Source organism: Streptomyces sp. NPDC000941 (genome assembly GCF_053599555.1).
Map to the genome: position 1 here is coordinate 15,745 of NZ_JBSFMM010000004.1, position 25,846 is coordinate 41,590.

Here is a 25,846-nt window from a genome sequence, read left to right on the forward strand (position 1 = left end):
TGGGTAAGGGGGTCGTCATTCGGCGACCGCGGTGTAACGCCACACCTCGACCTCTCCGTCGTCCTCGTCCTCGTCCTCGTCGCCCTTCTCGGAGAGGTCGAGCTCCACGCCGGAGGGCTCCAGGGCCTCGCGCAGCCGCTGCTCCATCGCCTCGGAGAAGAAGTTGTAGTGCAGGTCGAGGGCCTTGAGGTGGGTGAGCGGCTGGCCGCCGAGCAGGGCCTCGGCGCCCGCGTCGGTCAGTACGCCCATGGACAGGTCGAGGGAGGTGAGCTGGGCGACGACGGGGGCGGCGGCGACGGCGGTGGCTATCTCGTCCTGGATCTCGCTGTTCTGGAGGCCCAAGTGGCGCAGCTCGGGGAAGCGGCCCTCCGAGAGGAGCCCGCCGAGGTCCGCGACGGTCGCGTCGCCCCCGTACTGGCTCACCCCCAGCCACATCTCCAGCCGCTCCAGCGCGGGCAGTTCGCTGTCGCAGACGCCGCGCACCGCCGCGCTGGGCAGCCCGCCGCTCTCGAAGCGGAGCGTGTGCAGGTGCTCGTGGGTGACGGCCGGGAACACCAGCCCCGAGCCACCGCGGATCTTCAGCTCCCGCAGCCGGGGGAAGGCGTCGAGGACCCGGGTGACGTCGGACTGCTGGATCCAGGAGATCTCGGCCTGCTCCGCGTCGATGTCGCCGATGAAGACCGCCTCGATGGAGGGCAGCCGGTCCTTGGCGGCGACGAGCGGCTCGATGACCGTGCTGGAGTCGTCCTCGTACGCCTCGCCCCATACGCCGAAGATCAGCGCGCGCACCCGGGAGGTGTCCACCGTGTCCAGGAACCGCTGGAGGCCGTCGGCGAAGTTGAGGTCCGGACGTGAGTCGTCGTACGGGTCGGAGGAAAGCCGCCATGCCACGGTCTCCGGCTCGGGCAGCTCCGGCACCTCGTCGGGCGCCGGGAAGTCGAAGGCCGGGAGGCCGTGCAGCGCGTCGTGGTTTTCGGCGTAGTCCATGCCGGGAGATCTCCTGATGCTTCGTGTGGGCGTGCCCGTTTCCGAAGGGCGTGCGAAGAGTTCTACCAAGCCCCACCGACAGCGGGGGCGGCGGGCGTTGTCAATGCGTTGTCGGCCCCCCGCGTTGTCAGACCCCGCGCCTAACGTCGTGGACATCGACCGGCCCCCGTACGAGCGGTGGGCCCGGACGCCGCTGTGTGGTGAAAAGGAGAAGCGCATGTACCGACAGGGAGACGTGCTGATCGTGCCGGTGGCCGAGGAGGCCCTGCCGCCGAACACCCAAGCGCTGCCGCGGCAGCCGCGGGACCCGCGGGGGCGGCTGGTGCTGGCGCTGGGCGAGGTGACCGGACACGCCCATGCGGTGGTCGGGCCGGGCACGCTGGTGCGCGAGTCGGGGCCGTTCGGCGTGTCGTATCTGCATCTGCCGGACGGCGGGCGGGTGGTGCACGAGGAACACGCGGCGATACCGCTGCCCAAGGGGTGGTACCGCGTGGTGCGGCAGCGGGAGTACGCGCCGGGCGCCGTGCGCGTCGTGGCGGACTGAGGACCAGGACTGGGAAACGGGAGATAAAAACCATGAGCTCCATGACGACGGCATCGGACATCGCGGGTCCGGGCAGTGCGGATGCGGACACCGTGGCGCTGAGCCTGGTCGAACGGTGGCGGGCGGTGGCCGCGGCCACGGGCCCGGCCGACCGCCGGACCGCTGAGGAGGGCGTGCGGCTGGCCTATGAGGCGGCCGGGGTGGCGCGCCCGGAGCGGATCGTATGGGTCGACTCCCCGCTGGTGGGCACGGCGGCGGCGATGCTGCTGACCGGCCAGGGCGGCGCGCTGCCGCGGGAGATCGCCGACCGGGCGGCCGGCGCGCTGCGCGCCGCGGGGGTCGAGCCGGAGGCGGGCGCGGCGGGTGCCAGTGTCCGGGAGGCGGTGCGCACCCTTCCGTGGGCTGCCGCGCGACAGCGGCTGCACGACATGCTCGGCGGCTCCGGCTGGGCCGAGCGATGGGCCCTGACGGGCGCGCCGCTGTGGGAGGTCACCCGCTCCCTCACCGAGCGCATCCGCACCGGAGTCGTCGAGGCCTTGGCGGCGCAGTCGGACCGGGACCAGGAATCCGCCGTCCGGCTGGCCATGCTGGATGCGGTGCTCGGCCAGCACGACGCGCCGTGGCTGGCGGCGGTGACCGGACAGGGCGAAGACGGCGCGGACGCCGGTGAGCTCGCCGGTCCGGCCGCGGTGGCGCGGTCCGCGGGGTGGTGGTGGCCGTACGAGAAGGCCGTGGTCATCGCCGAGCGCCCGGTCACGCTGCACCGCGACGAGGCGGGCCGCCTCGACAGCGGCACCGGGCCCGCGCTGGACTACCCCGACGGGTTCGCGCTGTACGCGTGGCGGGGCATGCCGGTGCCCGCGGAATTCCTCGGGCAGCTGTCCGAGCTGACCGCCGAGCGCATCCGCACCGAGGAGAACGCGGAGCTGCGCCGCGTCATGCTGGAGCACTACGGCTACGACCGCTATCTCTCGGAGTCCGGGGCGAAGCCGGTGCACCGCGACGAGACCGGCGTGCTGTGGCGCATCGAGATGGCCGGGGACGAGCCGGTGGCGATGGTCGAGGTGGTCAACTCCACGCCGGAGCCGGACGGGACGCATCGCACGTACTGGCTGCGCGTGCCGCCGCGCACCACCACCGCCCGTGAGGGCGTCGCCTGGACCTTCGGTCTGGATGCCGACGGGTACGCCCCGGAGCGCCAGACCTGACGGGGGCCTCCGCCGGGAGGGAGACGGGAGGGAGAGGGGAGGGGCGGCCGGGCCCGGGACCGGCCGCCCGTATACCCGGCTTGGTCTAGACCTTGACTGGTATAGACCAAGTCCGCTTGAGTGGTATCAGGTCCCCCCACTCTCAAGTCCCCCCTGAAGGAGGAGTCTTGATAGCGAAACGCCTCCGGGCCGCCCTTGCCGCCGCCGCGGCGACATGCGCCCTGCTGTTTGTCATGCCCATGGCCTCGGCTTCGGCGACCGCCACCACGGCGACCACCCCCCGCGCGGCCTGCACCTACTCGGACTGGACCGCCGGTAAGTGGTACGTCACGGGCGACATCGTGAAGTACACCGACGGCAAGTACTACCGCGCCGAACACGACAACCCGGGCTATGACCCCATCATCAGCACCTGGTACTGGGAGCCGTACGACTGCGGCTCCGGAGGCCAGAACCCGGCGGGCTTCGTGGTGAGCGAGGCGCAGTTCAACCAGATGTTCCCGGGCCGCAACTCGTTCTACACGTACCAGGGTCTGACCGCCGCCCTGAGCGCCTACCCCGGCTTCGCGAACACCGGCAGCGACACCGTGAAGAAGCAGGAAGCCGCCGCCTTCCTGGCGAACGTCAGCCATGAGACCGGCGGCCTCGTCTACATCGTGGAGCAGAACCAGTCCAACTATCCGCACTACTGCGACACGAGCCGGCCCTACGGCTGCCCGGCCGGCCAGGCCGCGTACTACGGGCGCGGGCCGATCCAGCTCAGCTGGAACTTCAACTACAAGGCGGCCGGTGACGCGCTCGGCATCGACCTGCTGAACAATCCGTATCTGGTCGAGCGGGACGCGGCGGTCTCCTGGAAGACCGCCCTGTGGTACTGGAACACCCAGACCGGACCCGGCACCATGACCCCGCACAACGCGATGGTCAACCAGCGGGGCTTCGGCGAGACGATCCGCAGCATCAACGGCAGCATCGAGTGCAACGGCGGAAACCCCGGCCAGGTGCAGAGCCGGATCGACGCCTATCAGAGGTTCGTCCAGATCCTGGGCACCACCCCCGGATCCAACCTCAGCTGCTGATCGGCGGCGCTCGGCGGAACAACATCGGCGGTCTCGCGAGTTGTCCTTGAGCAGCGCGGCGGTTCCCGCCGCGCTGCCACACCGCAGACCGTACGGGGGCATCCGCCCCTCACCCAGGAGGTGCCGTGACCGGCCCCAGCCAGAAACGTGCCCGGCTCGCCGCCGCCCTGCGCCCCGCCGCCTTCGGGGCGGACCCGGCCGGAGAGCGCATGGAGCGCATCCGCCGGTCGCCGAACTTCGCGAACGGCGTTTTCGTGAACCCCGTGGCCGCCCGCACCGCGCCGTCCGGCTCCATGCTGAAGTTCCTGCCCACGTACTTCCGCAAGGAGGAGCGCGTCCGCCGGGCCCCGGCCGGACCCGTGCCGGTGCACCCCACCACCCTCGCCGACCTGGCCACGCCGCCCGCCTCCGGGCTGCGGCTGACCTGGATGGGCCACTCCACCGTGCTGGCGGAGATCGACGGGCGGCGGGTGCTGTTCGACCCGGTGTGGGGCGATCGCTGCTCGCCCTTCTCCTTCGCCGGGCCGAAGCGGATCCACCCGGTGCCGGTGCCGCTGCGCGAGCTGGGGCCGGTCGATGTGGTGGTGATCTCCCACGATCACTACGACCACCTGGACATGCCGACCATCCGCGCCCTGGTGCGCTCCGAGGCGCATTTCGTGGTGCCCCTGGGCGTCGGTGCCCACTTGGAGCGCTGGGGCGTGCCCGAGCGGCGGATGACCGAGCTGGACTGGCGCGAGTCGACGGAGGCCGCCGGCCTGCGGTTCACCGCCACCCCGGCCCGCCACTTCTGCGGTCGCGCGCTGCGCAACACCCAGCACACCCTGTGGGCCTCCTGGGTGGTGGCCGGGCCGGAGCACCGCGTCTACCACAGCGGGGACACCGGATACTTCCCCGGCTTCGCGGAGATCGGAGCGGAGTACGGCCCGTTCGACGCGACCATGATCCAGATCGGCGCGTACAGCGACTTCTGGCCCGACATCCATATGACCCCCGAGGAGGGCATGCAGGCGCATGTCGATCTCCAGGGCGGCGAGCCGGACCGGGGGATCATGCTCCCGATCCACTGGGGCACCTTCAACCTCGCCCCGCATCCCTGGGAGGAGCCGGCCGAGGGCACGCTGACCGCCGCGCGGGCGGCTGATGCGCGGGTGGCCATCCCCCGGCCGGGGGAGCCCTTCGAGCCGGAGGCGGGCCTGCCGCTGGATCCGTGGTGGCGGGCGATCGCGGCCCGGCCGGCGGCGGGCGCGGTGGAGGCGGCGGCGGTCTCGCCCCAGGTACCGGGCCGTGGCGCCGCGGCGGCCGGCGGCGGCCCTGGAGACCAGGCCGACGGCCCGGGCGCCGCGGTTCCCCTTCCCCAGGCGTAGCGGGCCGCCTGGCCGTCTTGTCGAGCGTGCTGGGGCTCAGCCCCGCCTGGTCGGCGATCTGCCCGCGTTTCTCCAGGCCCAGGGACAGGGCCTGGCACAGTCGCGGCTGGGTCCGCGTGCCGCACACCGTGTCCAGCTCCAGAGCCTTGGGGCGCCGCCTGTCGCCGCCCCTTCACGGCACCGCGTGCGCGGCACCGCGTTGACGGGATCGCGTTCGCGGGATCGCCGGGAACGGGCGGCCGGCTGCGATGGGCCGTGCTTTCGGGGTCTTCTTCGTTCCTAGCTCTTGTCGCGGGCATGGCATGCTCGGTTGAATGGTTAGGAAAGGTTCCTAACGGATCGTCGGGAGCGTCTTCCCGCGACGATCCGTGCGCGCTTCCCCCACAGACGACAAGGAACGGAGATCCAGATGCCCAAGAGGATCGGCCTCGTGGCCGCCGCCGTAGCCGTCCCGGCGGCGCTCGTCCTCACCAGCGTCGGAATCGGCCAGGCCGCCGAGCACACGCCCTCGTCGGCGTCCACGCCGGTCGGAAAGGCGGCGCAGGCCGCGCAGGCCGTAACGGCGGACCACCGGACGGCCGCGGTGAAGAACCTGGACGATCCTGCCAAGAAGGAGATCGCCATGAAGCTGGTCTCCAGCGCGGAGAACTCCTCGCTGGACTGGCGCGCCCAGTTCAAGTACATCGAGGACATAGACGACGGCCGCGGTTACACCGCCGGGATCATAGGCTTCTGCTCGGGCACCGGCGACATGCTCGAACTCGTCGAGTACTACACCCAGGTCAAGCCCGGCAACGTACTGGCCAAGTACCTGCCCGCGCTGCGCGAGGTCGACGGCAGCGACTCCCACGACGGCCTCGACCCCAACTTCACCAAGGACTGGAAGAAGGCCGCCGAGGACAAGGCCTTCCAGGACGCGCAGGAACACGAGCGCGACCGCGTCTACTTCAACCCGTCCGTCAACCAGGGCAAGACCGACGGAATAGGTACGCTGGGCCAGTTCATCTACTACGACGCGATCGTCATGCACGGCCCCGGCGACAGCAAGTACAGCTTCGGCGGCATCCGCAAGACCGCCATGTCCAAGGCCAAGACCCCGGCGCAGGGCGGCGACGAGAAGACCTACCTCAACGCCTTCCTGGACGCGCGCAAGAAGGCCATGCAGAGCGAGGAGGCGCACAGCAACACCAGCCGGGTGGACACCGAGCAGCGGAAGTTCCTCAACGAGGGCAACCTCGGGCTCGAGCCCCCGCTCAAGTGGAAGGTGTACGGCGACCCGTTCGAGATCAACTCCTGACCGTCCTTCCCTGCCGCAGGGGAGCCCGGGCTCCTGCCGGTCAACGGCCCGTTCATAATGGACCGTTGTTGATCAAGCCTCTTATGCTGTTCTTGGGAAGTGACATGAAGTACCGCAAGACCCTCGCCGCGTTCGCGGTGGCCATCGCCGCGGTAGGGGCGCCCCTGCTCACCGCACCCACCGCCAGCGCCGCCGCCACCGCCGACTGGTGGGACGAGCAGATGCACACCGACGACAGCGACCCGGGCGGCCGTGTCCGCTTCAAGGCGGACGGCGACAAGGTGGAGCTGTGCGACATCGAGGCTGACGGCTGGAAGGTCAACCTGACGATCGTCCACGGCTACACCGGCAACGTGGTCGACCGCATGTCCGTCGGCGGCAACGGAAGCTGTGTCACCCACACCGCCGCGAACGGCCATGACCTGACGGAGAACCAGCACTACTACTTCCAGATCTACCTCAGCAAGTCCGGCACCCCCCTGGACTACGACGACTCGTCGGACTGGGTCGCCTAGCCGCAGCGTTGTCTCTCCCGATCGGCCCGCCGGATCTTCTTCCGGCGGGCCGATCGCCCATGTGTCCTCTTGTAAAGTTTCGTGTTCCGGGACGAGTGACGAGGGGGACCCCGTGGCGGAGATGGTCGAACTGTCGGAGATGATCCGCGAGTTGCGTGCGCAGCTGACCGCCGCGGCGGCCGCAGGCGCGGACGAGGCGCTGAAGTTCGACGTCGGCCCGATCGAGCTTGAGGTCACCGTGGCCGTCACCAAAGAGGGTGGCGCGAATGGCAAGGTCCGCTTCTGGGTCGTCGAGGCGGGCGGCAACGGCAAGTACTCGACCAGCGAGACCCAGCGCATCTCCCTCACCCTCCAGCCGACGATGACCGGTCCGGGCGGTACGGCCACGACCGCCCGGATCTCCGGCGCCGAGGTGGACGGGGAGCGCTGAGGCCGACCGTGCTCGCAACCATCGCATACGGGAGTTGACCATGGTTGTTCCAACCTCTTATATTCCTCGCGGCAACCACTCAGCAGGCAGATGTGCCGCACTCAACCCTGGCGTATGGCAAGGGTGTTGAAAGTGCGCATCCCCGGGCACACTGCTTCGCTTTGTTTCCTCTTGGGGAGTGACATGAAGTTCCGCAGGACCCTCAGCGCGTTTGCCGTGGCCGTTGCCGCGGCGGCTGTGCCCTTGCTCGGCGCACCCACCGCCGGGGCGGCCACCACCGCTACCTGGGACAATCAGCTGCACACCAACGACGGCGACCCGGGCGGTCGGGTTCGCTTCAGGGCGAACGGCGACGTCATGGAGCTGTGCGACATCGAGGCCGACGGTTGGAAGGTCAACCTGGAGGTCAGTGGCTACCACTATTACGACGAGTTTTCCGTGGGCGGAAACGGAAACTGCGTCACTCACAGTGCCTCGAATGGCCACGACTTGACGGAGGGCGCGGGCTACTCCATCAAGATCTACCTCAGCAAGTCCGGCCACCCCTACGAGTACGAAGACTCGGCCGTGTTCTGGGCGTAGTCGGCGTCCTCTCTTCTCTTCTGATCGGGCCCGCCGGAGCTGCTCCGGCGGGCCCGATCGCCCATGGCCGGGGATCGGCGAGGCGCTGGACGTTCAGCCCCTTGCCGCGGCCGCCGCGTCGACCAGCGCCCGCATGACCCGCACATCGTCACCCGCCTCCGGATGCCACTGCACTCCGAGCACAAAGCCCGCGCCCCCCGGCACCTCCACCGCCTCCACCGTCCCGTCCTCCGTCGCGCGTGCCGAGACCACCAGCCCCTCGCCCAGCCGGTCCACCGCCTGATGGTGGTACGTCGGTACGGACACCGCCTCCGGCACGATCCGGGCCAGCAGCGTGTCCGGCACCGGCTTGACCTCGTGTCGCTCGAAGACGCCCGGCGGCCCCACATGGCCCTCCAGGTGCTGGACGAGCGTGCCGCCGAACGCGACGTTCAGCAGTTGCATGCCGCGGCAGATGCCCAGCAGCGGCACACCGTCCGCCAACGCCGCGTCGATCAGGGCCAGTTCCCACGCGTCCCGCTCCCGCGCGGGCGGGCCGGTGCGTTCGTGGGGCTCGGCGCCGTAGCGTACGGGTTCGACGTCGGGGCCGCCCGAGATGACCAGGGCGTCCAGGCGGGACACGACCGCCGCGGCCGACGCCGGGGCGTCGTCCGGCGGCAGCATGACGGCCAGGCCACCCGCGCGCTGGACGAGGCGGTGGTATCCGGCCGGGAGCAGGGCCGCGGGCTGGTGCCAGACGCCCCAGCCGACCGCCGACTCCAGGTAGGTGCTGATGCCGATGAGGGGACGTGGGGGCTTTGACAACGCAGGGTCCAATCTCTCAGTCGCGGGACAGTTCCGCCTCCGCCTCCGCCAGCGCCGCGAACTCCTCCTCGGGAGCCGCCGCGACCAGACGGTGCCGGCTGTAGAAGGCGAAGTAGGCGAGGGCCACGGCGTAGACGCCCAGCGCGATGAAGGCGGCGTCCTTGTCCACCAGGAAGGTGGCCACGAGCGCCGAGCAGGCCAGGACGAAGGCGACGGAGGAGGTCAGCACGCCGCCCGGGGTCCGGTACGGGCGGTGCAGCCCCGGTTCGCGGCGGCGCAGCACGATGTGGGAGAGGGACATCAGCGCGTACGAGATGGTGGCGCCGAAGACCGCGACGTTGAGCATCCGGGCGCCGTCGCCGGTCGCCGCCGCGAGTGCGAAGCCGAGGGCGCCGGGGACCAGCAGGCCCAGGTAGGGGGCCTTGCGGCGGCTGGTGAGGGAGAGGAAGCGGGGGAGGTAGCCGGCGCGGGAGAGGGCGAACAGCTGTCGTGAGCCGGCGTAGATGAGGGAGAAGAAGGAGGCGACGAGGCCGGCCAGGCCCGCGTAGTTGACGATACGGGACAGGGTGGTCGCCTTGCCGTCCGGCTGTAGCGCCTCGACGAGGGGGTTGCCGGCGTCCTGGACCGCGTTCGCGCCGCGCGCGCCGGTCGCGGCGAGGAAGGTGAGCAGGGCCAGCACCAGCAGGATGCCCACCGACCAGGCCATGGCCCTGGGCAGGGTGCGGGCGGGGTCGCGGGTCTCCTCGGCCGCGAGCGGTACGCCCTCCACGCCCAGGAAGAACCACATGCCGAAGGGGAACGCCGACCAGATGCCGAGCAGGCCGAACGGCAGCCAGGAGCTGGCGCCGAGGGCCGAGTGGTCGACCGGGATGTCGTCGAGGGAGGCGGAGTCGAAGTCGGTGAAGGCACCGAACGCGAAGATCAGCAGCGCGGCGACGGCGATGGCGGTGACGATCAGGCTGAAGCGCAGGGCCTCGCCCACGCCCCACAGGTGGATGCCGATGAAGATGACGAAGCAGGCGAGGTAGACCGGCCAGCCGGATTCGAGGCCGAACAGCCCGAGCGATTCGACGTAGTCGCCGATGAAGATGGCGATCGCGGCGGGTGCGAGGACGTACTCGATGAGGATCGCCGTGCCGGTCAGAAAGCCGCCCCAGGTGCCGAGGGCGCGCCGCGCGAAGCCGTAGCCGCCGCCCGCCGTGGGCAGGATCGCCGCCAGTTCGGCGAGGGCGAAGACCATGCAGGTGTACATCAGGCCCATCAGCACGGCGGCGATGGCCAGACCGCCGAAGCCGCCCTCCGCCAGGCCGAAGTTCCAGCCGGAGAAGTCGCCGGAGACGACGTACGCGACGCCGAGGCCGGTCAGCAGCAGCGGGCCCGCGCTGCCGCGGCGCAGCGTACGGCGCTCCAGGTAGGCGTCCTCGGCGGGCGCGGCGCCGCCGGGCGGGCTGAGAGAGGTGCGCGGGGACTCGGTTCCGTCGGCCATGGATGCTCCTGGTCCACACGAGAGGCGAGGGCAATGGTTTGGAGGCATACCTTTGCCCTGTCCGGCGGGCATGCGCAAGACCTCTGCGTAAAACGCCCGTTAACGCTGACCGTGATCCATACCCGTACCCGTACCCGTGGCGTCAGCCGCGTCGTCGGACAGAAAGCCGCGCAGCAGCGCCGCCGTGCCCTCGCAGTGCTCCCGCATCACCTCGCGCGCCCCGTCGGCGTCCCGGTCCAGCACCGCCTCGACCAGCGCGGTGTGCTGCGCCTGCGAGTGCTCCAGATTGCGCACCAGCAGCGGGATGCAGTCCAGCAGGTCGTTGACGGTGGCCCGGACGGCCGCGTACTGGGCGGCGAGCGAGGGTGAGCCCGCCAGCTCCGCGAGCGTCAGATGGAGCATCGTGTCCAGCCGGCGGTAGTCGGCGAGCGGTGCGTCGCGCGTCGCGTCGAGGGCGGCCCGCAGCCGGGCGGCGCGCTCCTCGGACAGCCCGTGCGCGGCGCACAGCCCGGCCGCGCCCACCTCCAGGACCTCCCGGAACCGCAGCGTGTCCTCGACGTCCACCTCCCGGATCCGGCGCCGCAGTTCGTCCTCGCCGCCCCCGGCCGGCTCCGGCCGGGCCCGTACGAAGGTGCCGCCGTAACGGCCGCGCCGGCTCTCCACAAGACCCTGGTCGGCCAGCACCTTCAGCACCTCGCGCAGCGTCACCCGGCTGATCCGCAGCCGCTCGGCCAGCTCCCGCTCGGACGGCAACCGCTCGCCCTCGGGGACCAGGCCGAGCCGAAGGATCCGGAGTATCCGCTCCAGCGCCTCCTCGAAGCCGTTGCCGGCCCGCACCGGCCGCAGCACCGGCGCCAGCCGGTCGCCCACAGTGCCGCCCGTGGCCCCCGTGCCGCTTCCGCCGCCGTTCATGGAACTTTCCGCACCTACTTCCCAATCAATGGTCTACCCGAATACCTTATGGCTCCGGGCGCACCGAGACGTACCCAGTCGTACCGACAGGAGGCTTCACCGTGGCTGACCGCACGCCCCCGCTCTCCGTCGACGAGTTGACCACGCTCGTCGACGCGGGAGAGATCGACACCGTCGTCCTCGCCTTCACCGATATGCAGGGCAGGCTCCAGGGCAAGCGGTTCGCCGCCCGGTTCTTCCTCGACGAGGTCCTGGAGCACGGCACCGAAGGGTGCAACTACCTCCTCGCCGTAGACGCCGATATGAACACCGTCGACGGCTACGCCATGTCCTCCTGGGAGCGCGGCTACGGCGACTTCGCCATGCATGGTGACACCGCCACCCTGCGCCGCACCCCCTGGAACCCCGGCACCGCGCTCATCACCGCCGACCTGGCCTGGCACGACGGCTCGCCCGTGCTCGCCTCCCCGCGCCAGATCCTGCGCCGCCAGCTGGACCGGCTCGCCGAGCGCGGCTGGACCGCGTACGCGGGCACCGAGCTGGAGTTCATGGTCTTCAAGGACACCTACGAGCAGGCCTGGGGCGCCGGCTACCGCGGGCTGACCCCCGCCAACCAGTACAACGTCGACTACTCCGTCCTCGGCACCGGCCGCGTCGAGCCCCTGCTGCGCCGCATCCGCAACGAGATGGGCGCGGCCGGGATGACCGTCGAGTCGGCCAAGGGCGAGTGCAACTTCGGCCAGCACGAGATCGCCTTCCGCTACGACGACGCCCTGACCACCTGCGACCAGCACGCCATCTACAAGACCGGCGCCAAGGAGATCGCCGCCCAGGAGGGCGTGGCGCTGACCTTCATGGCCAAGTACGACGAGCGCGAGGGCAACTCCTGCCATATCCACCTCTCGCTGCGCGACGAGTCGGGGGCGCCCGTGCTCGCCGACGGCGACGGTCCGTACGGCATGTCCAAGACGATGCGCCACTTCCTCGCCGGGCAGCTGGCCGCGATGCGCGATTTCACCCTCCTCTACGCGCCGAACATCAACTCCTACAAGCGCTTCCGCCCCGGCTCCTTCGCGCCCACCGCCGTCGCCTGGGGCCCGGACAACCGCACCTGCGCGCTGCGCATCATCGGCCACGGCCCCTCCCACCGCCTGGAGAACCGCCTCCCGGGCGGCGACGTCAACCCCTACCTCGCCGTCGCGGGCATGGTCGCGGCCGGTCTTTACGGGATCGAGGAGGAGCTGGAGCTCCCCGAGGTGTGCACCGGCAACGCCTACAACGGCGACGCCGAACACGTCCCGGCCACCCTGCGCGACGCCGCCGAGCTGTGGCGGACCAGCCCCATAGCGCGGGCCGCCTTCGGCGAGGAGGTCGTCGAGCACTACCTCAACATGGCGCGTGTCGAGCAGGAGGCATACGACACCGCCGTCACGGACTGGGAGCGCTTCCGGTCCTTCGAGCGCATGTGAGGAACCACCACGTGAGCAACGAGCACCCGCACGTGAGCAACGAGCACCCGCACGAACACCAGGTACTCAACCCGGCGACCGAAGAAGTCATCGCCACCGTCCCCGCCGCCACGCCCGCCGACATCGACGCCGCCGTCACCCGGGCCGCCCGCGCCCAGACCGGCTGGGCCGCCCTGGCGCCCGGCGACCGCGCGCGGCTGCTGCGCCGCTTCGCCGCCGCCGTGGACGACCACCTCGAGGAGCTGGCCCAGCTGGAGGTCCGCGAGGCCGGACACCCCCTCGGCAACGCCCGCTGGGAGGCGGGCAACGTCCGCGATCTGCTGGAGTACGCGGCCGGGGGAGTGGAACGGCTCGCCGGGAGCCAGATCCCCGTACCGGGCGGCCTGAACATCACCTTCCAGGAGCCGCTCGGCGTCGTCGCCGTCATCGCGCCGTGGAACTTCCCCATGCCGATCGCCGCCTGGGGCACCGCCCCCGCCCTCGCGGCCGGCAACGCCGTCCTCCTCAAGCCCGCCGAGACCACCCCGCTGACCGCGCTCAGGCTGGCCGACATCGCCACCGAGGCGGGGCTCCCCGACGGGCTCTTCCAGGTGCTGCCCGGCGCCGGGCCGGTCGCGGGCGAGGCGCTGGTCGAGCACCCGCGCGTCGCCAAGGTGGTCTTCACCGGGTCGACGGCCGTCGGCAAGCGGATCATGGCCAAATGCGCTGCGAACGTGAAGCGCGTGACCCTTGAACTCGGCGGCAAGAGCCCCAACATCGTCTTCGCCGACGCCGATATCGAGCTGGCCGCGCGCTCGGCCCCCGGCTCCTTCCTGGACAACACCGGCCAGGACTGCTGCGCCCGCAGCCGCATCCTGGTCCAGCGCGCCGTCTACGACCGGTTCATGGAGCTGCTGGAGCCCGCCGTGCGCTCCGTCGTGGTGGGCGACCCGGCCGAACCCGGCACCGCCATGGGCCCGCTGATCTCCGCCGCGCAGCGCGAGCGCGTACGGTCCTACGTCGCCGAGGACGCGCGCGTCGCGATCCGCGGCGAGGCCCCGGCGGGCAAGGGCTTCTGGTACCCGGCCACCGTTCTGGAGGGCGTCGGGCCCACCCACCGCGCCGCCGTCGAGGAGATCTTCGGACCGGTCGCCGTGGTCCTGCCCTTCGAGGACGAGGCCGACGCCGTACGGCTGGCCAACGCGACCGACTACGGCCTGTCCGGCTCCATCTGGACCCGCGACGTGGGCCGCGCCGTACGCGTCTCGCGGGCCGTCGCCGCCGGGAACCTGTCCGTCAACTCGCACAGCAGCGTGCGTTACTGGACCCCGTTCGGGGGCTACAAGCAGTCCGGCCTCGGGCGGGAGCTGGGGCCCGGCGCGCTGGCGGCCTTCACCGAGACCAAGAACGTCTTCATCAGCACCGAGGAGCAGTGACGTGACCGACAGCCCGAACACCTCCGAGCCCCCCGAGGCCCCGGTCTGCCGCCGCCTGGTGGGCCGTACCGTCGTCGTCACCGGGGCGGGCAGCGGTATCGGCCTGGCCACCGCGCGCCGTCTGGCCTCCGAGGGCGCGCGGGTCGTCTGCGCCGACATCGACGAGAGCGCGGGCAAGGCCGCGGCCGACGAGGTCGGCGGGCTGTACGTCCGGGTGGACGTCACCGACCCCGAGCAGGTCGAGGCGCTGTTCAAGACCGCGTACGACACCTACGGCTCGGTCGACGTGGCCTTCAACAACGCGGGCATCTCGCCGCCCGACGACGACTCGATCCTCACCACCGGCCTGGACGCCTGGAAGCGGGTCCAGGAGGTCAACCTCACCTCCGTCTATCTGTGCTGCAAGGCCGCGCTGCCCTATATGCAGCGGCAGGGCAAGGGGTCGATCATCAACACGGCCTCCTTCGTGGCCGTCATGGGCGCCGCGACCTCGCAGATCAGCTACACGGCGTCGAAGGGCGGGGTGCTGGCGATGTCGCGCGAGCTGGGCGTGCAGTTCGCCCGCGAGGGCATCCGGGTCAACGCGCTGTGCCCCGGCCCGGTCAACACCCCGCTGCTGAAGGAGCTGTTCGCCAAGGACCCCGAGCGCGCCGCGCGCCGCCTGGTGCACATCCCGGTGGGGCGCTTCGCCGAACCGGAGGAGATCGCCGCCGCGGTCGCGTTCCTCGCCAGCGACGACTCCTCGTTCGTCAACGCCGCGGAGTTCCTGGTCGACGGTGGCATCGCGGGGGCGTATGTCACCCCGGTGTGAGCGCGCAGGGGTTGGGACGGTCCGGTGTACGGAGTGGACGCGTGGCCATAGGGTGACGGCGTGAGCATGACGACACCCCCGGGCTGGTACCCGGACCCCGGCTACACCGGCCTCGGCCCCGCCCCCGAACGCTGGTGGGACGGGTTCGGCTGGACCGAGCACACCCGGGAGGCCCCGGGACCGACGAGCCAGACGTTCGGCCCGCCCGTGCCCGTCTATACGCCGGGAGAGACCGGCACCTCCGCGCGGGGCCGCGGCCCGAAGATCGCGGCGGCCGTCGTGGTGGCGGCCGTCGTGGCCGCCGCCATCGTGGGCGGCATCGCGCTGCTGGGCGACGACGACGGAGGGTCCGACGACCGCGGTGGGGCCAAGCCCGGGCCGACCGCCACCACATCCGCGCCCGCCCCGGACGGCAGCAGCGGCGGGGACAACGGCTGGAACAGCAACGGGGGCGCCTCCGGCGGCGACGACGGAGGGGGCCCGGGCGGCCCCACCGACACCCCCACCGCCCCCGCGCCCTCCGACGATCCGAGCATCGCCGAGGACGCCCTGAACGGCATCAGCCTGCCGGTCCTGGACGGCTGGAAGGAAGGCCGCAGCAGCGCGGGCGGTGCGGGCGTCACCACAGAGGACACCTATCCCTGCCCGAACGACGCGAAGAGCAACTGCCTGCGCGGCGGAGTCTTCTCCATGCCGGCCACGGGGTTCAAGGCCAAGTCCGCGGAGGGCATCGCCAAGGAGGACATCAAGCAGGCCGCGGAGAGCTCCTACGGCAAGAACCCGCAGAACGGCAAGGAGTCGTACGGCGGGATCACCTCGCACAAGCAGCTCAAGTCCGAGGCGGTCACGGTCGCCGGGCAGAAGGGCTACCTGGTGCGCTGGAAGGTGATCACGAAGAAGGGCGAGGACGGCTACGTCCAGACCGTCGCCTTCCCCTCACCTCTCCTGCCCGACACCATGGTCCTGGTGCGCTTCGGATTCGACGTCAGCGACAAGGCACCGCCGCTGTCCGACATGGACAAGATCGTCAAGGGCATCAGGGCGCTGGGCGACAGCGGCAACGGCGAGTCCGTCTGACCCCGGTCCCCGTCCGGGGCATCCGGGCATCCACCGTCACAGGTAGGTGCGGCCCTCGCCCCGGTACGTGGGCACCGTGTCCACCACCCGGTCCCCGTCGACCAGGTGCAGCATCTCGAAGCGCTCGCACAGCTCCCCGGCCTTGGCGTGCCGGAACCACACCTTGTCGCCGATCAGCAGATCGTCGGCGGGCGTCCCCAGCAGTGGGGTCTGCACCTCGCCCGGCCCCTCCATCGGGTCGTAGGCCAGCCCCTCCGGCAGATACGGCACCGGCAGCCGGTCCCGGCCCGCCGCGCCCGAGGCCGGGTAGCCGCCGCCGAGCACCGTCACCACGCCCACGCCCGGCCGGCGCACCACCGGCTGGGCGAAGAGGGCCGCGGGGCGGCCGCGGAAGGAGGTGTAGTTGTCGAACAGCCGGGGCTGGTAGAGCCCGGATCCGGCGGCGATCTCCGTCACCGCGCCCTCGGCGGCGGTGTGCTGCACGCTGCCCGTGCCGCCTCCGTTCACGAACTCCAGATCCGCCACCGCCCGAACGGCGCGCACCACGGCCGCGCGCCGCTCGGCCAGCTCACGGCGCGCGGCGGACTGCATCAGCCGGATGGCGCGGGACCGCAGCGGGCGCCCGGCCAGCGCGTCGCCCACGCCCGCCACATGCCCCTCGTACCCCATCAGCCCGACGACGCGGAACCCCGGGCGGCGCTGGATCGCCTCCGCCAGTTCGGCCAGCCGGGCCGGGTCGCGCAGCGGCGAGCGCAGCGCGCCGATCCGTACCCGGCCGCCCAGCAGCCGCAGCGAGGTGTCCAACTCCAGGCAGACCCGGACCTCTTCGGTCCCGGAGCGCACGCTCTCGATCAGGTCGAGGTGGCTCATATCGTCCACCATCACCGTCACGGCGGCGGCGAGTTTGGGATCGCCGGTCAGCGCGGCGAACCCGTCCCGGTCGGTTGACGGATAGGCGAGCAGGACATCCTCGTACCCCTCGCGCGCCAGCCACAGCGACTCCGCGAGCGTGAAGCTCATGATGCCCGCGAAGCCGTCCTTGGCCAGCGCCCGGTCGAGCAGCGCGCGGCACCGCACCGACTTGCTCGCCACCCGGATCGGCTTGCCGTGCGCCCGCCGCACCAGATCCCGGGCGTTGGCGTCGAAGGCCCGCAGATCGACGATCGCCAGCGGTGCCTCGAGATGAGCGGTGGCCCGGTCGTAACGGGCACGCTCGGCAGGGAGATCAGCGGGGAGTGCGGACATGGCCGAAGCTTGCCAGACGGCCGTTACCACCGGGTAGAGGGCGACCGGTGCGAATGGCGCCCGGCGCACCGTAGAGTGTCGCGCACACAACACGTCTTTCGAAGTCTTTCGAGGGTGCGAGAGGGGTGCAGGTGAGCACCGAAGCGGAACAGGCACGCAGCCCACACCGCATCCCACCACCCCGCCCCGCCCACCCTCCGCACCCCGCGCCCCCGCCGGGCGCCACCCCCGGAGCCGGGCCGCTGGGCGACCCGGACACCCCGATCCTGGGCGTACCGCTGCGCACCCCGCGCCCGAACCGGGGCGGAAACGCAGGCGCGAGTACGAGCGGGAACACGGGCGGGAACACAGCCGCGGGCAGCGGCACGGGCATACCGCGGGCGCGGTCGGCCGACAGCCCGCCGCGCCCCACCGGCCTCCCCCCACGCCCCACCTCCGCACCCGCGCCCGCCGCGCCCCCCTTCGCCCCCCGGCCGGCCGCCTTCGGCCCATGGCGCCGCCCCGGCCGCCGCACTCGCGGCAGGGTCGCGGCCGCCGCCGCCAGTCTCGTCCTCGGCCTCGGGCTGCTCGGCGGCGCGGCGGCCGGATCCTGGCTGACCGGCGACTCCGGGTCCCGGCAGGCCGACGGCGACAGCTACGCACGGGCCCGCAGCGCCTGGCACAGCGTCCCCGTCGACGAGCTCTTCCCCCGCACCCTGCGCGGGGCCGGTCCCGGCGGCGCCGACCGCGACTGGACGCGGATCGCGGTCGCGCCGGACAGCAGTTGCGGCGGTGCCTTCGACCCGCTGCTCGAGAAGGCCCTGGCCCCGGTCGGCTGCAAGCGGCTGCTGCGCGCCACCTATACGGACGCCACCAGCACCGGTGTGACCACCGTCGGCCTGCTGGTGACGAAGTCCGGGTCGGGGACCATGCGCAAGCTCAGCGAGCGGTTCCAGGCCGAGGGGCTGGGCGAGCGCGCCGACCTCATGCCCCGCCCGTACGCGGCGAAGGGCACCGCCGCCGCCGGTTTCGGCGATGCCCAGCGCGGCAGCTGGCGGATCCGGATCCTGCCCGACGCCCCGGCCGTCGTGTACACCGTGTCCGGCTTCGCCGACGGCCGTAAGGTCACCGACCCGCAGCCGGCCGGCGAGGCCACCCGCGGCGGCGCGACGACGGCCCCGGCCCAGTCGGGCCTCGGCCACGACGCGCGCGGCATCGCCGACGAGATCGAGCGCGCCTTCCGCCGCGCCCTGTCCAAGACGGAGGACCCGCGATGACGGAGGTCCTGCGATGACGGAGGTCCCCCGATGACCCGCCGGCGGCGGCTGGGCCGGGCCGTGGGCGCGGGGCTGGCCGCGGCCGGGCTGGCGCTGCTGCCCGCCGTGTCCGCCCGGGCGGACGCGATACAGGCGCGGGAGTGGGCGCTGGACGCCATTCACGTGCCGACCGCCTGGCAGACGACCAAGGGCGCGGGCGTGACGGTCGCGGTGCTCGACACCGGCGTGGACGACCAGCACCCGGACCTCGCGGGCCAGGTCCTCACGGGCAAGGACATGGTCGGCTTCGGAGCCGGGCGCGGCGACCGCGCCTGGGCCCGGCACGGGACCGCCATGGCCGGGATCATCGCGGGGCATGGACACGGCGCCTCCGGCAGCGACGGCGTGAAGGGCGTGGCCCCCGAGGCCAAGATCCTGCCGGTACGCGTGATCCTGGAGGAGGACGACCCGGCCCGTAAGAAGGCCCGTACGCAGCGCGGCGGCGCGCTGGCGAACGGGATCCGCTGGGCGGTCGACCACGGCGCCGACGTGATCAACCTGTCGCTGGGCGACGACAGCAAGTCCGCGCACCCCGAGCCCGCCGAGGACGCCGCCGTGCAGTACGCGCTGCGCAAGGGTGTGGTCGTGGTGGCCTCGGCGGGCAACGGCGGCGAGGACGGCGACCGGGCCTCCTATCCGGCCGCGTACCCCGGGGTGATCGCGGTGACCGCCGTGGACCGTTACGGCTTGCGCGCCGTCTTCTCCACCCGCCGCTGGTACGCCGCGGTCTGCGCGCCCGGCGACGACGTGGTCATCGCCGACCCCGACCGGCGCTACTACGAGGGCTGGGGGACCAGCGCCGCCGCCGCGTTCGTCTCGGGCTCGGCCGCACTCGTCCGCGCCGCCCACCCCGAGCTGAGCCCCCGGCAGATCAGACAGCTGCTCATCGACACCGCCCAGGACCGCCCCAAGGGCGGCCGCAACGACGATCTCGGCGCGGGCCTGGTGGACCCCGCGGCGGCGATCAAGGCGGGGGCGAAGCTCAAGCCCCAGGCGCAGCGGCCGGCCGTGGGGGCCTCTCCCCAGCGCTACTTCGGCTCGGGCCCGGACCACGCCCGTACGGAGAGCGACGAGGGCGGCCCGAACCGCCTCGCGCTCACCGCCGGAGTGGCCGGGGCGGGCCTGCTGGCCGCCGCGGTGGCGCTGTGGCGCGGGTCGGGGCCGCTGCGGGGTCCGGGGGCGGGGTTCGCCCGGTGGCGGCGGGGCGTGGGTCGGCGGCCCGGCAACTGAGGTTCCAAGTCCTGCAAATCCCTACAACACTTTAAAAAACGCCCACGGCCGCGCGGGCCGCGGACTCCACGAGCGCGACACCGCTGTCCATGTCCTTGTGCCCGCTGGAGAGCACGGCCACAAGATACGTACGGCCCTGCGCCGTGACCCGGCCGATGCTGTTGACGACCCACAGTCCGGTGGCGCTGCGCGGCAGCCAGCCGTTCTTGAGCCGGGTGCCGGCCGCGTCGTCGGCGGCGGCCGAGACGCCCCAGGCCTGATCCTCGGCTATCTGCCCCATGAGCTGCTGGATATACGCCCGGGACACCTCGCTGAGCACCGCCTTGCCGCCCTCCGCGCCGGTCGCGAAGACCGCCCGCAGCAGCGTGAGCTGATCGGCGGCGGTGGTCTGGGTGAGCCCCCACCGCCCCGACTGGCCGCCGTGTGTCTCGGTCAGCCCGAGCCGCTTGTTGGCGGCGTCGAGGCCCGCCGCGCCGCCGATCTCCTGCCACAGCGCGGTCGCCGCGTCGTTGTCGCTCTTCTGGATCATCACGGTGGCGTACGAGCGCTCCTGGGCCGTGAGCTGCCGCCCCGCGTCCTGGGCCTGGAGCAGCAGCGCGGCGAGGATGTCCACCTTCACGATGCTCGCGGCGTCGTACGCGCCGTCGCCGTACACCGCGCCCGCCGCCGAGCCGGTGTCCAGGACCGCGGCCGAGAACTGTCCGTCGGTGCCGTCCGCCACGGCGTCCAGCGCGTCGGTCAGGGCCGCGGTCAGCGCGGCGGCCGACGGCGGAGGTGACGACGATGCCGGTGCCTGCGTCTGCGTCTTCTGCCTGCCCACTCGCTCCATGCCGCTTCCTCCCCTGGTCCCGCCGCCACTCGCCGTGGCCGACGGCGAGGCGGCGGCCGGGGTGGTCGTGGCGCGCGGGGCGGCATTCCGCGGCCGGTCCTGAGGCCGTACATGCGTCCCGACGGCGACCGCACCGATCAACAGTGCCACCGCCGTGACGGCCGCGTACAGAGCGGGGCGGCGCGTGGCGGAACGGTGTGCGCCGCCGCTGTCTCTTTCCCCTGGAGTCCCGGATTCCATGACGGGCGACGCTAGGCACAGGGTCTGCTTCCCAGATGAGAGGCAGGTTAAGAGCCCGTGAGTAATGATTTCGGCGGCCCCCGATACCCTCATCGGGTGGCGCTCAAGAACATCCCCGACCCCGGCTTTTCCGGCGACGACGGCTCCGCCGACCCTCGCCTGACCGCGGCGCTCGCCGCCTGGGCCGACGACCCCTCCGCCGAGCCCGAAGTGCTCGGCGCGCTCACCGGGGCGCGGCTGCTGGTGCCGGTGGTCGCCCTGCTCGGCGAGGTCGAGGAGGGCCCGGATGGACTGCGCCGGGAGAAGACCAGCGATATGGCGGTGCCCACGCTTCAGGCGCCCGACGGCCGGCGCGCCCTGCCCGCCTTCACCTCCCTGGAGACGCTGGCCCGCTGGCGCGCCGACGCCCGCCCGGTGGCCGTACCGCTGCGCCAGGCGCTGGAGGCCGCCGCGCACGAGAAGGCGGACACCGTGGTGCTCGATCTGGCCGGGCCGGTGCCGTACCAGCTGACCGGGCCCGCCCTGCTCGCCCTCGCCGAGGGCCGGACCAGCGCCGATCCGCTCGCCGACCCGGCGGTCGCGGAGGCGCTGCGTACGGTGCTCGCCGCCGAGCCCGGTGTGCTGCGCGCCCATCTGACGCCCGCCGCGGATTCGGACGGGATCCTCGCGCTCGCCCTGGACCCGGGCGTTCCCGCGCCGGAGGCGGTACGGCGGATCGCGGAGGCCCTGGCTGCGGACGAGACGCTGCGGGCCCGGCTGGTGCGCGGTCTTGACCTGGCGCTGCTGCCGCCGGGGACGCCGGTGCCGGGGGAGCCCCTGTTCAGCCGCTGAGCCCTGCGACTGCCCTGTAGACGCCCCGTACCTCCGCGATCTCCGACAGGCGAAATCTCCTCTTTCGTCCCACAATGCAAGGACGACAACTGGCGATCCGATCGAGGAGCGCGCCAATGGTTACGAGTACGGCGGATACAGCGGAGATGCGAACGACGGACACGAGAACGGTCGTGGCCGAATTCGTCGGAACCGCGCTGCTGGTCTTCTTCGGTGTCGGTTCCCTGGTCCTCGCGGGCGACTACATCAACGCCGTCGGCATCTCGTTCGCCTTCGGCTTCACGTTGATCGCGATCGCTTACGCCTTCGGCCGTATCTCCGGCTGCCATGTCAATCCGGCGGTCACCCTGGGCGTGCTGCTGGCCAAGCGCATCGACATCCGTACGGCCGTCGAGTACTGGGTGGCGCAGCTGGTCGGCGGGATCGTGGGCGCGGCGGTGCTCTTCCTGCTGGCCAAGCAGGTGCCGAGGCTGGTGACCAGCGACGCGTTCGGCAGCAATGGCTACGGGGGCCGGTCGCCCGTGGGCATCGGCGGCGGCGGGGCCTTCCTCGCCGAGGTGCTGCTGACGTTCCTGCTGGTCTTCATCTTCCTCACGGTGACCAGCAAGGTCGCCCTGGTCGGCACGGAGCCGCTGCCGGTGGGCCTGGCCCTCACGGCGGTCAACCTGGTCGGCATCCCGCTGACGTGGACCTCCGTGAACCCGGCGCGCAGCCTCGGCCCGGCGCTGTTCGCGGGTGGCGGGGCGCTCTCGCAGCTGTGGCTGTTCCTGATCGCGCCGATGATCGGCGGGGTGTTGGCGGCGGGTCTGCATATGCTCACCCACCCCGGGCAGCCGGTCGTCGAGGAGGAGCAGGTGACCGGCACCCGGCCGCATACGCTCTGGGGCAGACGGCTCGGCGGCAGGGGCCCCGCGACGGGCGAACCGGAGGCCAAGGGGCCGGAGGCCGCGTAAGCCGCCCGCCGCCGGCAGAGTGGGAGGCGGGAAGCGCGCGGCCCGCTCGGCGTCGCTCGGCCCCGCTCGGCGTCGCTCAGCTCCCGAAGACCGGCCCGGTGAACTTCTCGCCCGGCCCCTGCCCGGGCTCGTCCGGCACCACCGACGCCTCGCGGAAGGCCAGCTGCAGCGACTTCAGGCCATCGCGCAGCGGCGCGGCGTGGAAGGAGCTGATCTCCGTGGCGCCGGCCGTGACCAGCCCGGCCAGCGCGTTGATCAGCTTCCGTGCCTCGTCCAGGTCCTTGTGCTGCGGACCTTCCTCGGCCAGCCCCAGGTTGACCGCCGCCGCGCTCATCAGGTGCACCGCGACCGTCGTGATCACCTCGACCGCGGGTACGTCCGCGATGTCGCGGGTCATCTGATCGAAGTCGGGCGCGGGTGCGGGCTGACCGGCGTTGGCGTCGCTCATGGTGCTCGAGGCTCACTTCCTGGTGGATGGTGAGACCCAGCCTAGGCGGCGCGCCGCGGGCCCGTACCGCGGGGCGGGGCGCGGGCGCGGGCGGCGGGGCGGGCGGTGAGCATCCTCCCTGGTGAACATTCTCGGCCAGTCCTGGTATCGTAGGGAAACGACCGGCCGGTCACTGGTGTGTCCGGCCCGCAAGTGGAGGCTCCGAACTCCCACCTGAACCGACCCCCGGTCGGCAGGTCATCGGTCAGGCTGCGCCCCGCGGTGATGTCGCGGCGGTGCTCCCGGTCTATGAGGAGCCCCGCCTGCGTACCGTCCGGGGCGTTTTTCACGTCTACGGCGCGGTGGTCCGACAAGAACAGACGTTACGCGGCAGTCCGCCAGACGGTCGCGTGGTGCAACCGAGGAGGCCCCATCAGCGCCGAGCCCCGCATCAACGACCGGATTCGCGTCCCCGAGGTGCGACTCGTCGGTCCCAGTGGCGAGCAGGTCGGCATCGTGCCGCTTGCCAAGGCCCTGGAGCTTGCGCAGGAGTACGACCTCGACCTCGTCGAGGTGGCGGCGACCGCACGCCCGCCGGTCTGCAAGCTCATGGACTACGGAAAGTTCAAGTACGAGTCGGCCATGAAGGCCCGTGAGGCGCGCAAGAACCAGGCGCACACGGTCATCAAGGAGATGAAGCTCCGGCCGAAGATCGACCCGCACGACTATGACACCAAGAAGGGTCACGTCGTCCGGTTCCTCAAGCAGGGCGACAAGGTCAAGATCACGATCATGTTCCGCGGCCGTGAGCAGTCCCGGCCCGAACTCGGCTACCGGCTGCTGCAGCGGCTGGCCGAGGACGTTCAGGAGCTGGGCTTCGTGGAGTCCAACCCGAAGCAGGACGGCCGAAACATGATCATGGTTCTCGGTCCGCACAAGAAGAAGACCGAGGCGATGGCCGAAGCCCGCGAGGCGCAGGCCGCCCGCAAGGCGGAGCGTCAGGGCCACAGCCACGCGGAGGAGCCCGCGGAGGAGCCCGCCGAGGAGCCCGCCGAGGCGTGATTCGAGGCGCGAGCCTCACCCCGGGGCCCCGCGCCCCGGACACAACCCGAAACATCCCGACGCTTCACCGTGTCCACAGCGGCCGGACGGCGTCCCGACGAGGAGAGAACGGCGACATGCCGAAGAACAAGACGCACAGTGGTGCCAGCAAGCGTTTCAAGCTCACCGGCTCCGGCAAGGTGATGCGCCAGCGCGCCGGTCGCCGCCACCTTCTCGAGCACAAGCCGTCCACGTTGACGCGCCGCCTGGCCGGCAAGACCGAGATGGCCCCGGCCGACGCCAAGAAGATCAAGAAGCTTCTCGGCAAGTGATGCCACGCCCCGCTACGGCGGGGCGCGCACCGAGCCGACCGGGACCTATTCGTTTCCGGGCCGCGTGAGTCAGCCGCGGCCCCGTACAAGGAGTCAAACAAGTGGCACGCGTCAAGCGGGCAGTCAACGCCCACAAGAAGCGCCGGGCGATCCTCGAGCAGGCCAGCGGTTACCGGGGCCAGCGCTCCCGCCTGTACCGCAAGGCCAAGGAGCAGGTCACCCACTCCCTGGTCTACAACTACAACGACCGCAAGAAGCGCAAGGGCGACTTCCGGCAGCTGTGGATCCAGCGGATCAACGCCGCTGCCCGCGCCAACGGCATCACGTACAACCGCTTCATCCAGGGTCTGAAGGCCGCCAACATCGAGGTGGACCGCAAGATCCTGGCCGACCTGGCGGTCAACGACGCGAACGCCTTCGCCGCGCTGGTCGAGGCCGCGCAGAAGGCGCTGCCGAGCGATGTGAACGCGCCGAAGGCCGCGTAGTCGCTGCGCTGAGCTGTACGGCTACGGACCCGCAGGTGACCTGTCACCTGCGGGTCCGTGCGTGTCGGTAGGCACCGGACAACAGAACTGAGAGCACACTCCCCATGGCGACCCCCGAGCTGACCTCCCTCAAATCGCCGCGCGTCACCGCGGCGAGACGGCTCGCCAAGCGCAGCTTCCGCGGCAAGGAGCGCAGGTTCCTCGTCGAGGGTCCGCAGGCCGTCCGGGAGGCGATGGCGCACCTCGTGGAGGTGTACGTGACCCCGGAGGCCGCCGCGCGCCACGCGGACATCGTCGCCGCCGCCCGTGCCGCGGGCGCCCCCGTGCTCACCGCGACCGACGAGGTCGTCGCCGAGATGTCGGACACCGTCACCCCGCAGGGCATCGTCGGGCTGTGCCGCTTCCTGGACACGCCGTTCGAGGAGATACTGCGCGCCCGCCCCCGGCTGGTCGCGGTGCTGGCGCACGTCCGCGACCCCGGTAACGCCGGCACCGTGCTGCGCTGCGCGGACGCCGCCGGGGCGGACGCCGTGGTGCTCACCGACGCCTCCGTCGACCTGTACAACCCCAAGTCCGTACGGGCCTCCGTGGGCTCCCTGTTCCATCTGCCCGTCGCCGTCGGCGTGCCCGTGGAGCGAGCCGTGAGCGGGCTGCGGGAGGCCGGGGCGCGGGTGGTGGCCGCCGACGGGGCGGGGGAGCGGGACCTGGACACCGAGCTCGACGAGGGGGTCCTCGGCGCGCCCACCGCCTGGATCTTCGGCAACGAGGCGTGGGGGCTGCCGGAGCCGACCCGCGCACTCGCGGACGACGTGGTGCGCGTTCCGATCCACGGCAGGGCCGAGAGCCTCAACCTCGCCACGGCCGCCGCTGTGTGCCTCTACGCCTCCGCTCGTGCGCAGCGCGCTCCCGGAGGGTGCCGCTCCGTCACATCGACCTAGTAGGGTTGCCCCCTCTG

The 25,846-nt window shown here is 71.9% G+C and carries 27 protein-coding genes; 20 read left to right on the forward strand and 7 right to left on the reverse strand.

Annotated elements, in window-relative coordinates:
- Window positions 1-15: 15 nt before the first annotated feature.
- Window positions 16-987, reverse strand: a complete 972-nt coding sequence (locus ACWDSL_RS02335; RefSeq protein ID WP_450480857.1) for an STM4015 family protein — start codon at window positions 985-987, stop codon at window positions 16-18.
- 217 nt (window positions 988-1,204) lie between these two features.
- Here ACWDSL_RS02335 and ACWDSL_RS02340 point away from each other — a divergent pair, with 217 nt between their 5' ends.
- From ACWDSL_RS02340 to ACWDSL_RS02375, 8 genes are all read left to right on the forward strand, one after another.
- Window positions 1,205-1,531, forward strand: a complete 327-nt coding sequence (locus tag ACWDSL_RS02340; protein ID WP_450480859.1) for a hypothetical protein — start codon at window positions 1,205-1,207, stop codon at window positions 1,529-1,531.
- A 41-nt stretch (window positions 1,532-1,572) separates the two neighbouring features.
- On the forward strand, window positions 1,573-2,739 hold the full coding sequence (locus ACWDSL_RS02345) for a DUF6745 domain-containing protein (RefSeq protein WP_450480861.1): 1,167 nt from the start codon (window positions 1,573-1,575) through the stop codon (window positions 2,737-2,739).
- A gap of 167 nt (window positions 2,740-2,906) precedes the next feature.
- Window positions 2,907-3,818 (forward strand): glycoside hydrolase family 19 protein, encoded by a 912-nt coding sequence (locus ACWDSL_RS02350; protein WP_450480863.1) that lies wholly within the window; start codon window positions 2,907-2,909, stop codon window positions 3,816-3,818.
- 125 nt (window positions 3,819-3,943) lie between these two features.
- Complete coding sequence (locus ACWDSL_RS02355) at window positions 3,944-5,185, forward strand: MBL fold metallo-hydrolase (RefSeq protein ID WP_450480865.1); 1,242 nt, start codon at window positions 3,944-3,946, stop codon at window positions 5,183-5,185.
- A gap of 409 nt (window positions 5,186-5,594) precedes the next feature.
- Window positions 5,595-6,482, forward strand: a complete 888-nt coding sequence (locus ACWDSL_RS02360) for a chitosanase (protein ID WP_450480866.1) — start codon at window positions 5,595-5,597, stop codon at window positions 6,480-6,482.
- Between the two features lie 104 nt (window positions 6,483-6,586).
- Window positions 6,587-6,997, forward strand: a complete 411-nt coding sequence (locus ACWDSL_RS02365; protein WP_450480868.1) for a hypothetical protein — start codon at window positions 6,587-6,589, stop codon at window positions 6,995-6,997.
- 121 nt (window positions 6,998-7,118) lie between these two features.
- Window positions 7,119-7,427, forward strand: coding sequence for a trypco2 family protein (locus ACWDSL_RS02370; RefSeq protein WP_043489613.1), 309 nt, complete (start codon window positions 7,119-7,121; stop codon window positions 7,425-7,427).
- 183 nt (window positions 7,428-7,610) lie between these two features.
- Window positions 7,611-8,009 (forward strand): hypothetical protein, encoded by a 399-nt coding sequence (locus ACWDSL_RS02375; RefSeq protein WP_450480870.1) that lies wholly within the window; start codon window positions 7,611-7,613, stop codon window positions 8,007-8,009.
- A 93-nt stretch (window positions 8,010-8,102) separates the two neighbouring features.
- On the opposite strand, the gene ACWDSL_RS02380 is transcribed toward ACWDSL_RS02375, so the two are convergent.
- The 3 genes from ACWDSL_RS02380 to ACWDSL_RS02390 all read right to left on the reverse strand — a co-directional run bounded on the left by ACWDSL_RS02380 (window position 8,103) and on the right by ACWDSL_RS02390 (window position 11,211).
- On the reverse strand, window positions 8,103-8,813 hold the full coding sequence (locus ACWDSL_RS02380) for a gamma-glutamyl-gamma-aminobutyrate hydrolase family protein (protein ID WP_450480872.1): 711 nt from the start codon (window positions 8,811-8,813) through the stop codon (window positions 8,103-8,105).
- A gap of 16 nt (window positions 8,814-8,829) precedes the next feature.
- Window positions 8,830-10,299, reverse strand: a complete 1,470-nt coding sequence (eat, locus tag ACWDSL_RS02385) for an ethanolamine permease (RefSeq protein WP_450480874.1) — start codon at window positions 10,297-10,299, stop codon at window positions 8,830-8,832.
- Between the two features lie 99 nt (window positions 10,300-10,398).
- Window positions 10,399-11,211: a FadR/GntR family transcriptional regulator gene (locus ACWDSL_RS02390; RefSeq protein WP_450480876.1), complete on the reverse strand. Its 813-nt coding sequence runs from the start codon at window positions 11,209-11,211 to the stop codon at window positions 10,399-10,401.
- Window positions 11,212-11,312: 101 nt separating this feature from the next.
- Between ACWDSL_RS02390 and ACWDSL_RS02395 the strand changes: the two genes are divergently transcribed.
- The 4 genes from ACWDSL_RS02395 to ACWDSL_RS02410 all read left to right on the forward strand — a co-directional run bounded on the left by ACWDSL_RS02395 (window position 11,313) and on the right by ACWDSL_RS02410 (window position 15,983).
- Window positions 11,313-12,680 (forward strand): glutamine synthetase family protein, encoded by a 1,368-nt coding sequence (locus ACWDSL_RS02395; RefSeq protein ID WP_450480878.1) that lies wholly within the window; start codon window positions 11,313-11,315, stop codon window positions 12,678-12,680.
- An 11-nt stretch (window positions 12,681-12,691) separates the two neighbouring features.
- Window positions 12,692-14,095: an aldehyde dehydrogenase family protein gene (locus ACWDSL_RS02400; protein ID WP_450480880.1), complete on the forward strand. Its 1,404-nt coding sequence runs from the start codon at window positions 12,692-12,694 to the stop codon at window positions 14,093-14,095.
- A 1-nt stretch (window position 14,096) separates the two neighbouring features.
- Entirely contained in the window at window positions 14,097-14,906 is an 810-nt protein-coding gene (locus ACWDSL_RS02405; protein WP_450480882.1) for a 3-oxoacyl-ACP reductase, read from the forward strand.
- A 66-nt stretch (window positions 14,907-14,972) separates the two neighbouring features.
- Window positions 14,973-15,983 carry a DUF2510 domain-containing protein gene (locus ACWDSL_RS02410; RefSeq protein WP_450480884.1) on the forward strand — a complete coding sequence of 337 codons (1,011 nt, stop codon included), beginning with the start codon at window positions 14,973-14,975 and terminating at the stop codon, window positions 15,981-15,983.
- A gap of 36 nt (window positions 15,984-16,019) precedes the next feature.
- Here ACWDSL_RS02410 and ACWDSL_RS02415 read toward each other — a convergent pair whose 3' ends face one another.
- A complete protein-coding gene (locus tag ACWDSL_RS02415) occupies window positions 16,020-17,228 on the reverse strand; it encodes an amino acid deaminase/aldolase (RefSeq protein ID WP_450480886.1) in 1,209 nt (402 codons plus the stop codon).
- Between the two features lie 131 nt (window positions 17,229-17,359).
- Between ACWDSL_RS02415 and ACWDSL_RS02420 the strand changes: the two genes are divergently transcribed.
- Window positions 17,360-18,484, forward strand: coding sequence for a hypothetical protein (locus ACWDSL_RS02420; protein ID WP_450480888.1), 1,125 nt, complete (start codon window positions 17,360-17,362; stop codon window positions 18,482-18,484).
- 30 nt (window positions 18,485-18,514) lie between these two features.
- Window positions 18,515-19,753 carry a type VII secretion-associated serine protease mycosin gene (gene mycP / locus ACWDSL_RS02425; RefSeq protein ID WP_450480890.1) on the forward strand — a complete coding sequence of 413 codons (1,239 nt, stop codon included), beginning with the start codon at window positions 18,515-18,517 and terminating at the stop codon, window positions 19,751-19,753.
- Between the two features lie 31 nt (window positions 19,754-19,784).
- Here the strand turns inward: mycP and ACWDSL_RS02430 are convergent, their stop codons facing one another.
- Window positions 19,785-20,582, reverse strand: coding sequence for a serine hydrolase (locus ACWDSL_RS02430; protein ID WP_450480892.1), 798 nt, complete (start codon window positions 20,580-20,582; stop codon window positions 19,785-19,787).
- Between the two features lie 336 nt (window positions 20,583-20,918).
- Here ACWDSL_RS02430 and ACWDSL_RS02435 point away from each other — a divergent pair, with 336 nt between their 5' ends.
- Entirely contained in the window at window positions 20,919-21,653 is a 735-nt protein-coding gene (locus tag ACWDSL_RS02435; RefSeq protein ID WP_450480893.1) for an SseB family protein, read from the forward strand.
- A gap of 146 nt (window positions 21,654-21,799) precedes the next feature.
- Window positions 21,800-22,606: an aquaporin gene (locus ACWDSL_RS02440; protein WP_450480895.1), complete on the forward strand. Its 807-nt coding sequence runs from the start codon at window positions 21,800-21,802 to the stop codon at window positions 22,604-22,606.
- A 76-nt stretch (window positions 22,607-22,682) separates the two neighbouring features.
- Here the strand turns inward: ACWDSL_RS02440 and ACWDSL_RS02445 are convergent, their stop codons facing one another.
- Window positions 22,683-23,054 (reverse strand): DUF1844 domain-containing protein, encoded by a 372-nt coding sequence (locus ACWDSL_RS02445; protein ID WP_385624622.1) that lies wholly within the window; start codon window positions 23,052-23,054, stop codon window positions 22,683-22,685.
- Between the two features lie 288 nt (window positions 23,055-23,342).
- Here ACWDSL_RS02445 and infC point away from each other — a divergent pair, with 288 nt between their 5' ends.
- From infC to ACWDSL_RS02465, 4 genes are all read left to right on the forward strand, one after another.
- A complete protein-coding gene (gene infC / locus ACWDSL_RS02450) occupies window positions 23,343-24,095 on the forward strand; it encodes a translation initiation factor IF-3 (protein WP_450480898.1) in 753 nt (250 codons plus the stop codon).
- 116 nt (window positions 24,096-24,211) lie between these two features.
- Window positions 24,212-24,406, forward strand: a complete 195-nt coding sequence (gene rpmI, locus ACWDSL_RS02455) for a 50S ribosomal protein L35 (protein WP_014175142.1) — start codon at window positions 24,212-24,214, stop codon at window positions 24,404-24,406.
- A 101-nt stretch (window positions 24,407-24,507) separates the two neighbouring features.
- A complete protein-coding gene (rplT, locus tag ACWDSL_RS02460; protein ID WP_014175141.1) occupies window positions 24,508-24,891 on the forward strand; it encodes a 50S ribosomal protein L20 in 384 nt (127 codons plus the stop codon).
- Between the two features lie 104 nt (window positions 24,892-24,995).
- Window positions 24,996-25,829, forward strand: coding sequence for a TrmH family RNA methyltransferase (locus tag ACWDSL_RS02465; protein ID WP_450480900.1), 834 nt, complete (start codon window positions 24,996-24,998; stop codon window positions 25,827-25,829).
- The last annotated feature ends 17 nt before the right edge of the window (window positions 25,830-25,846 follow it).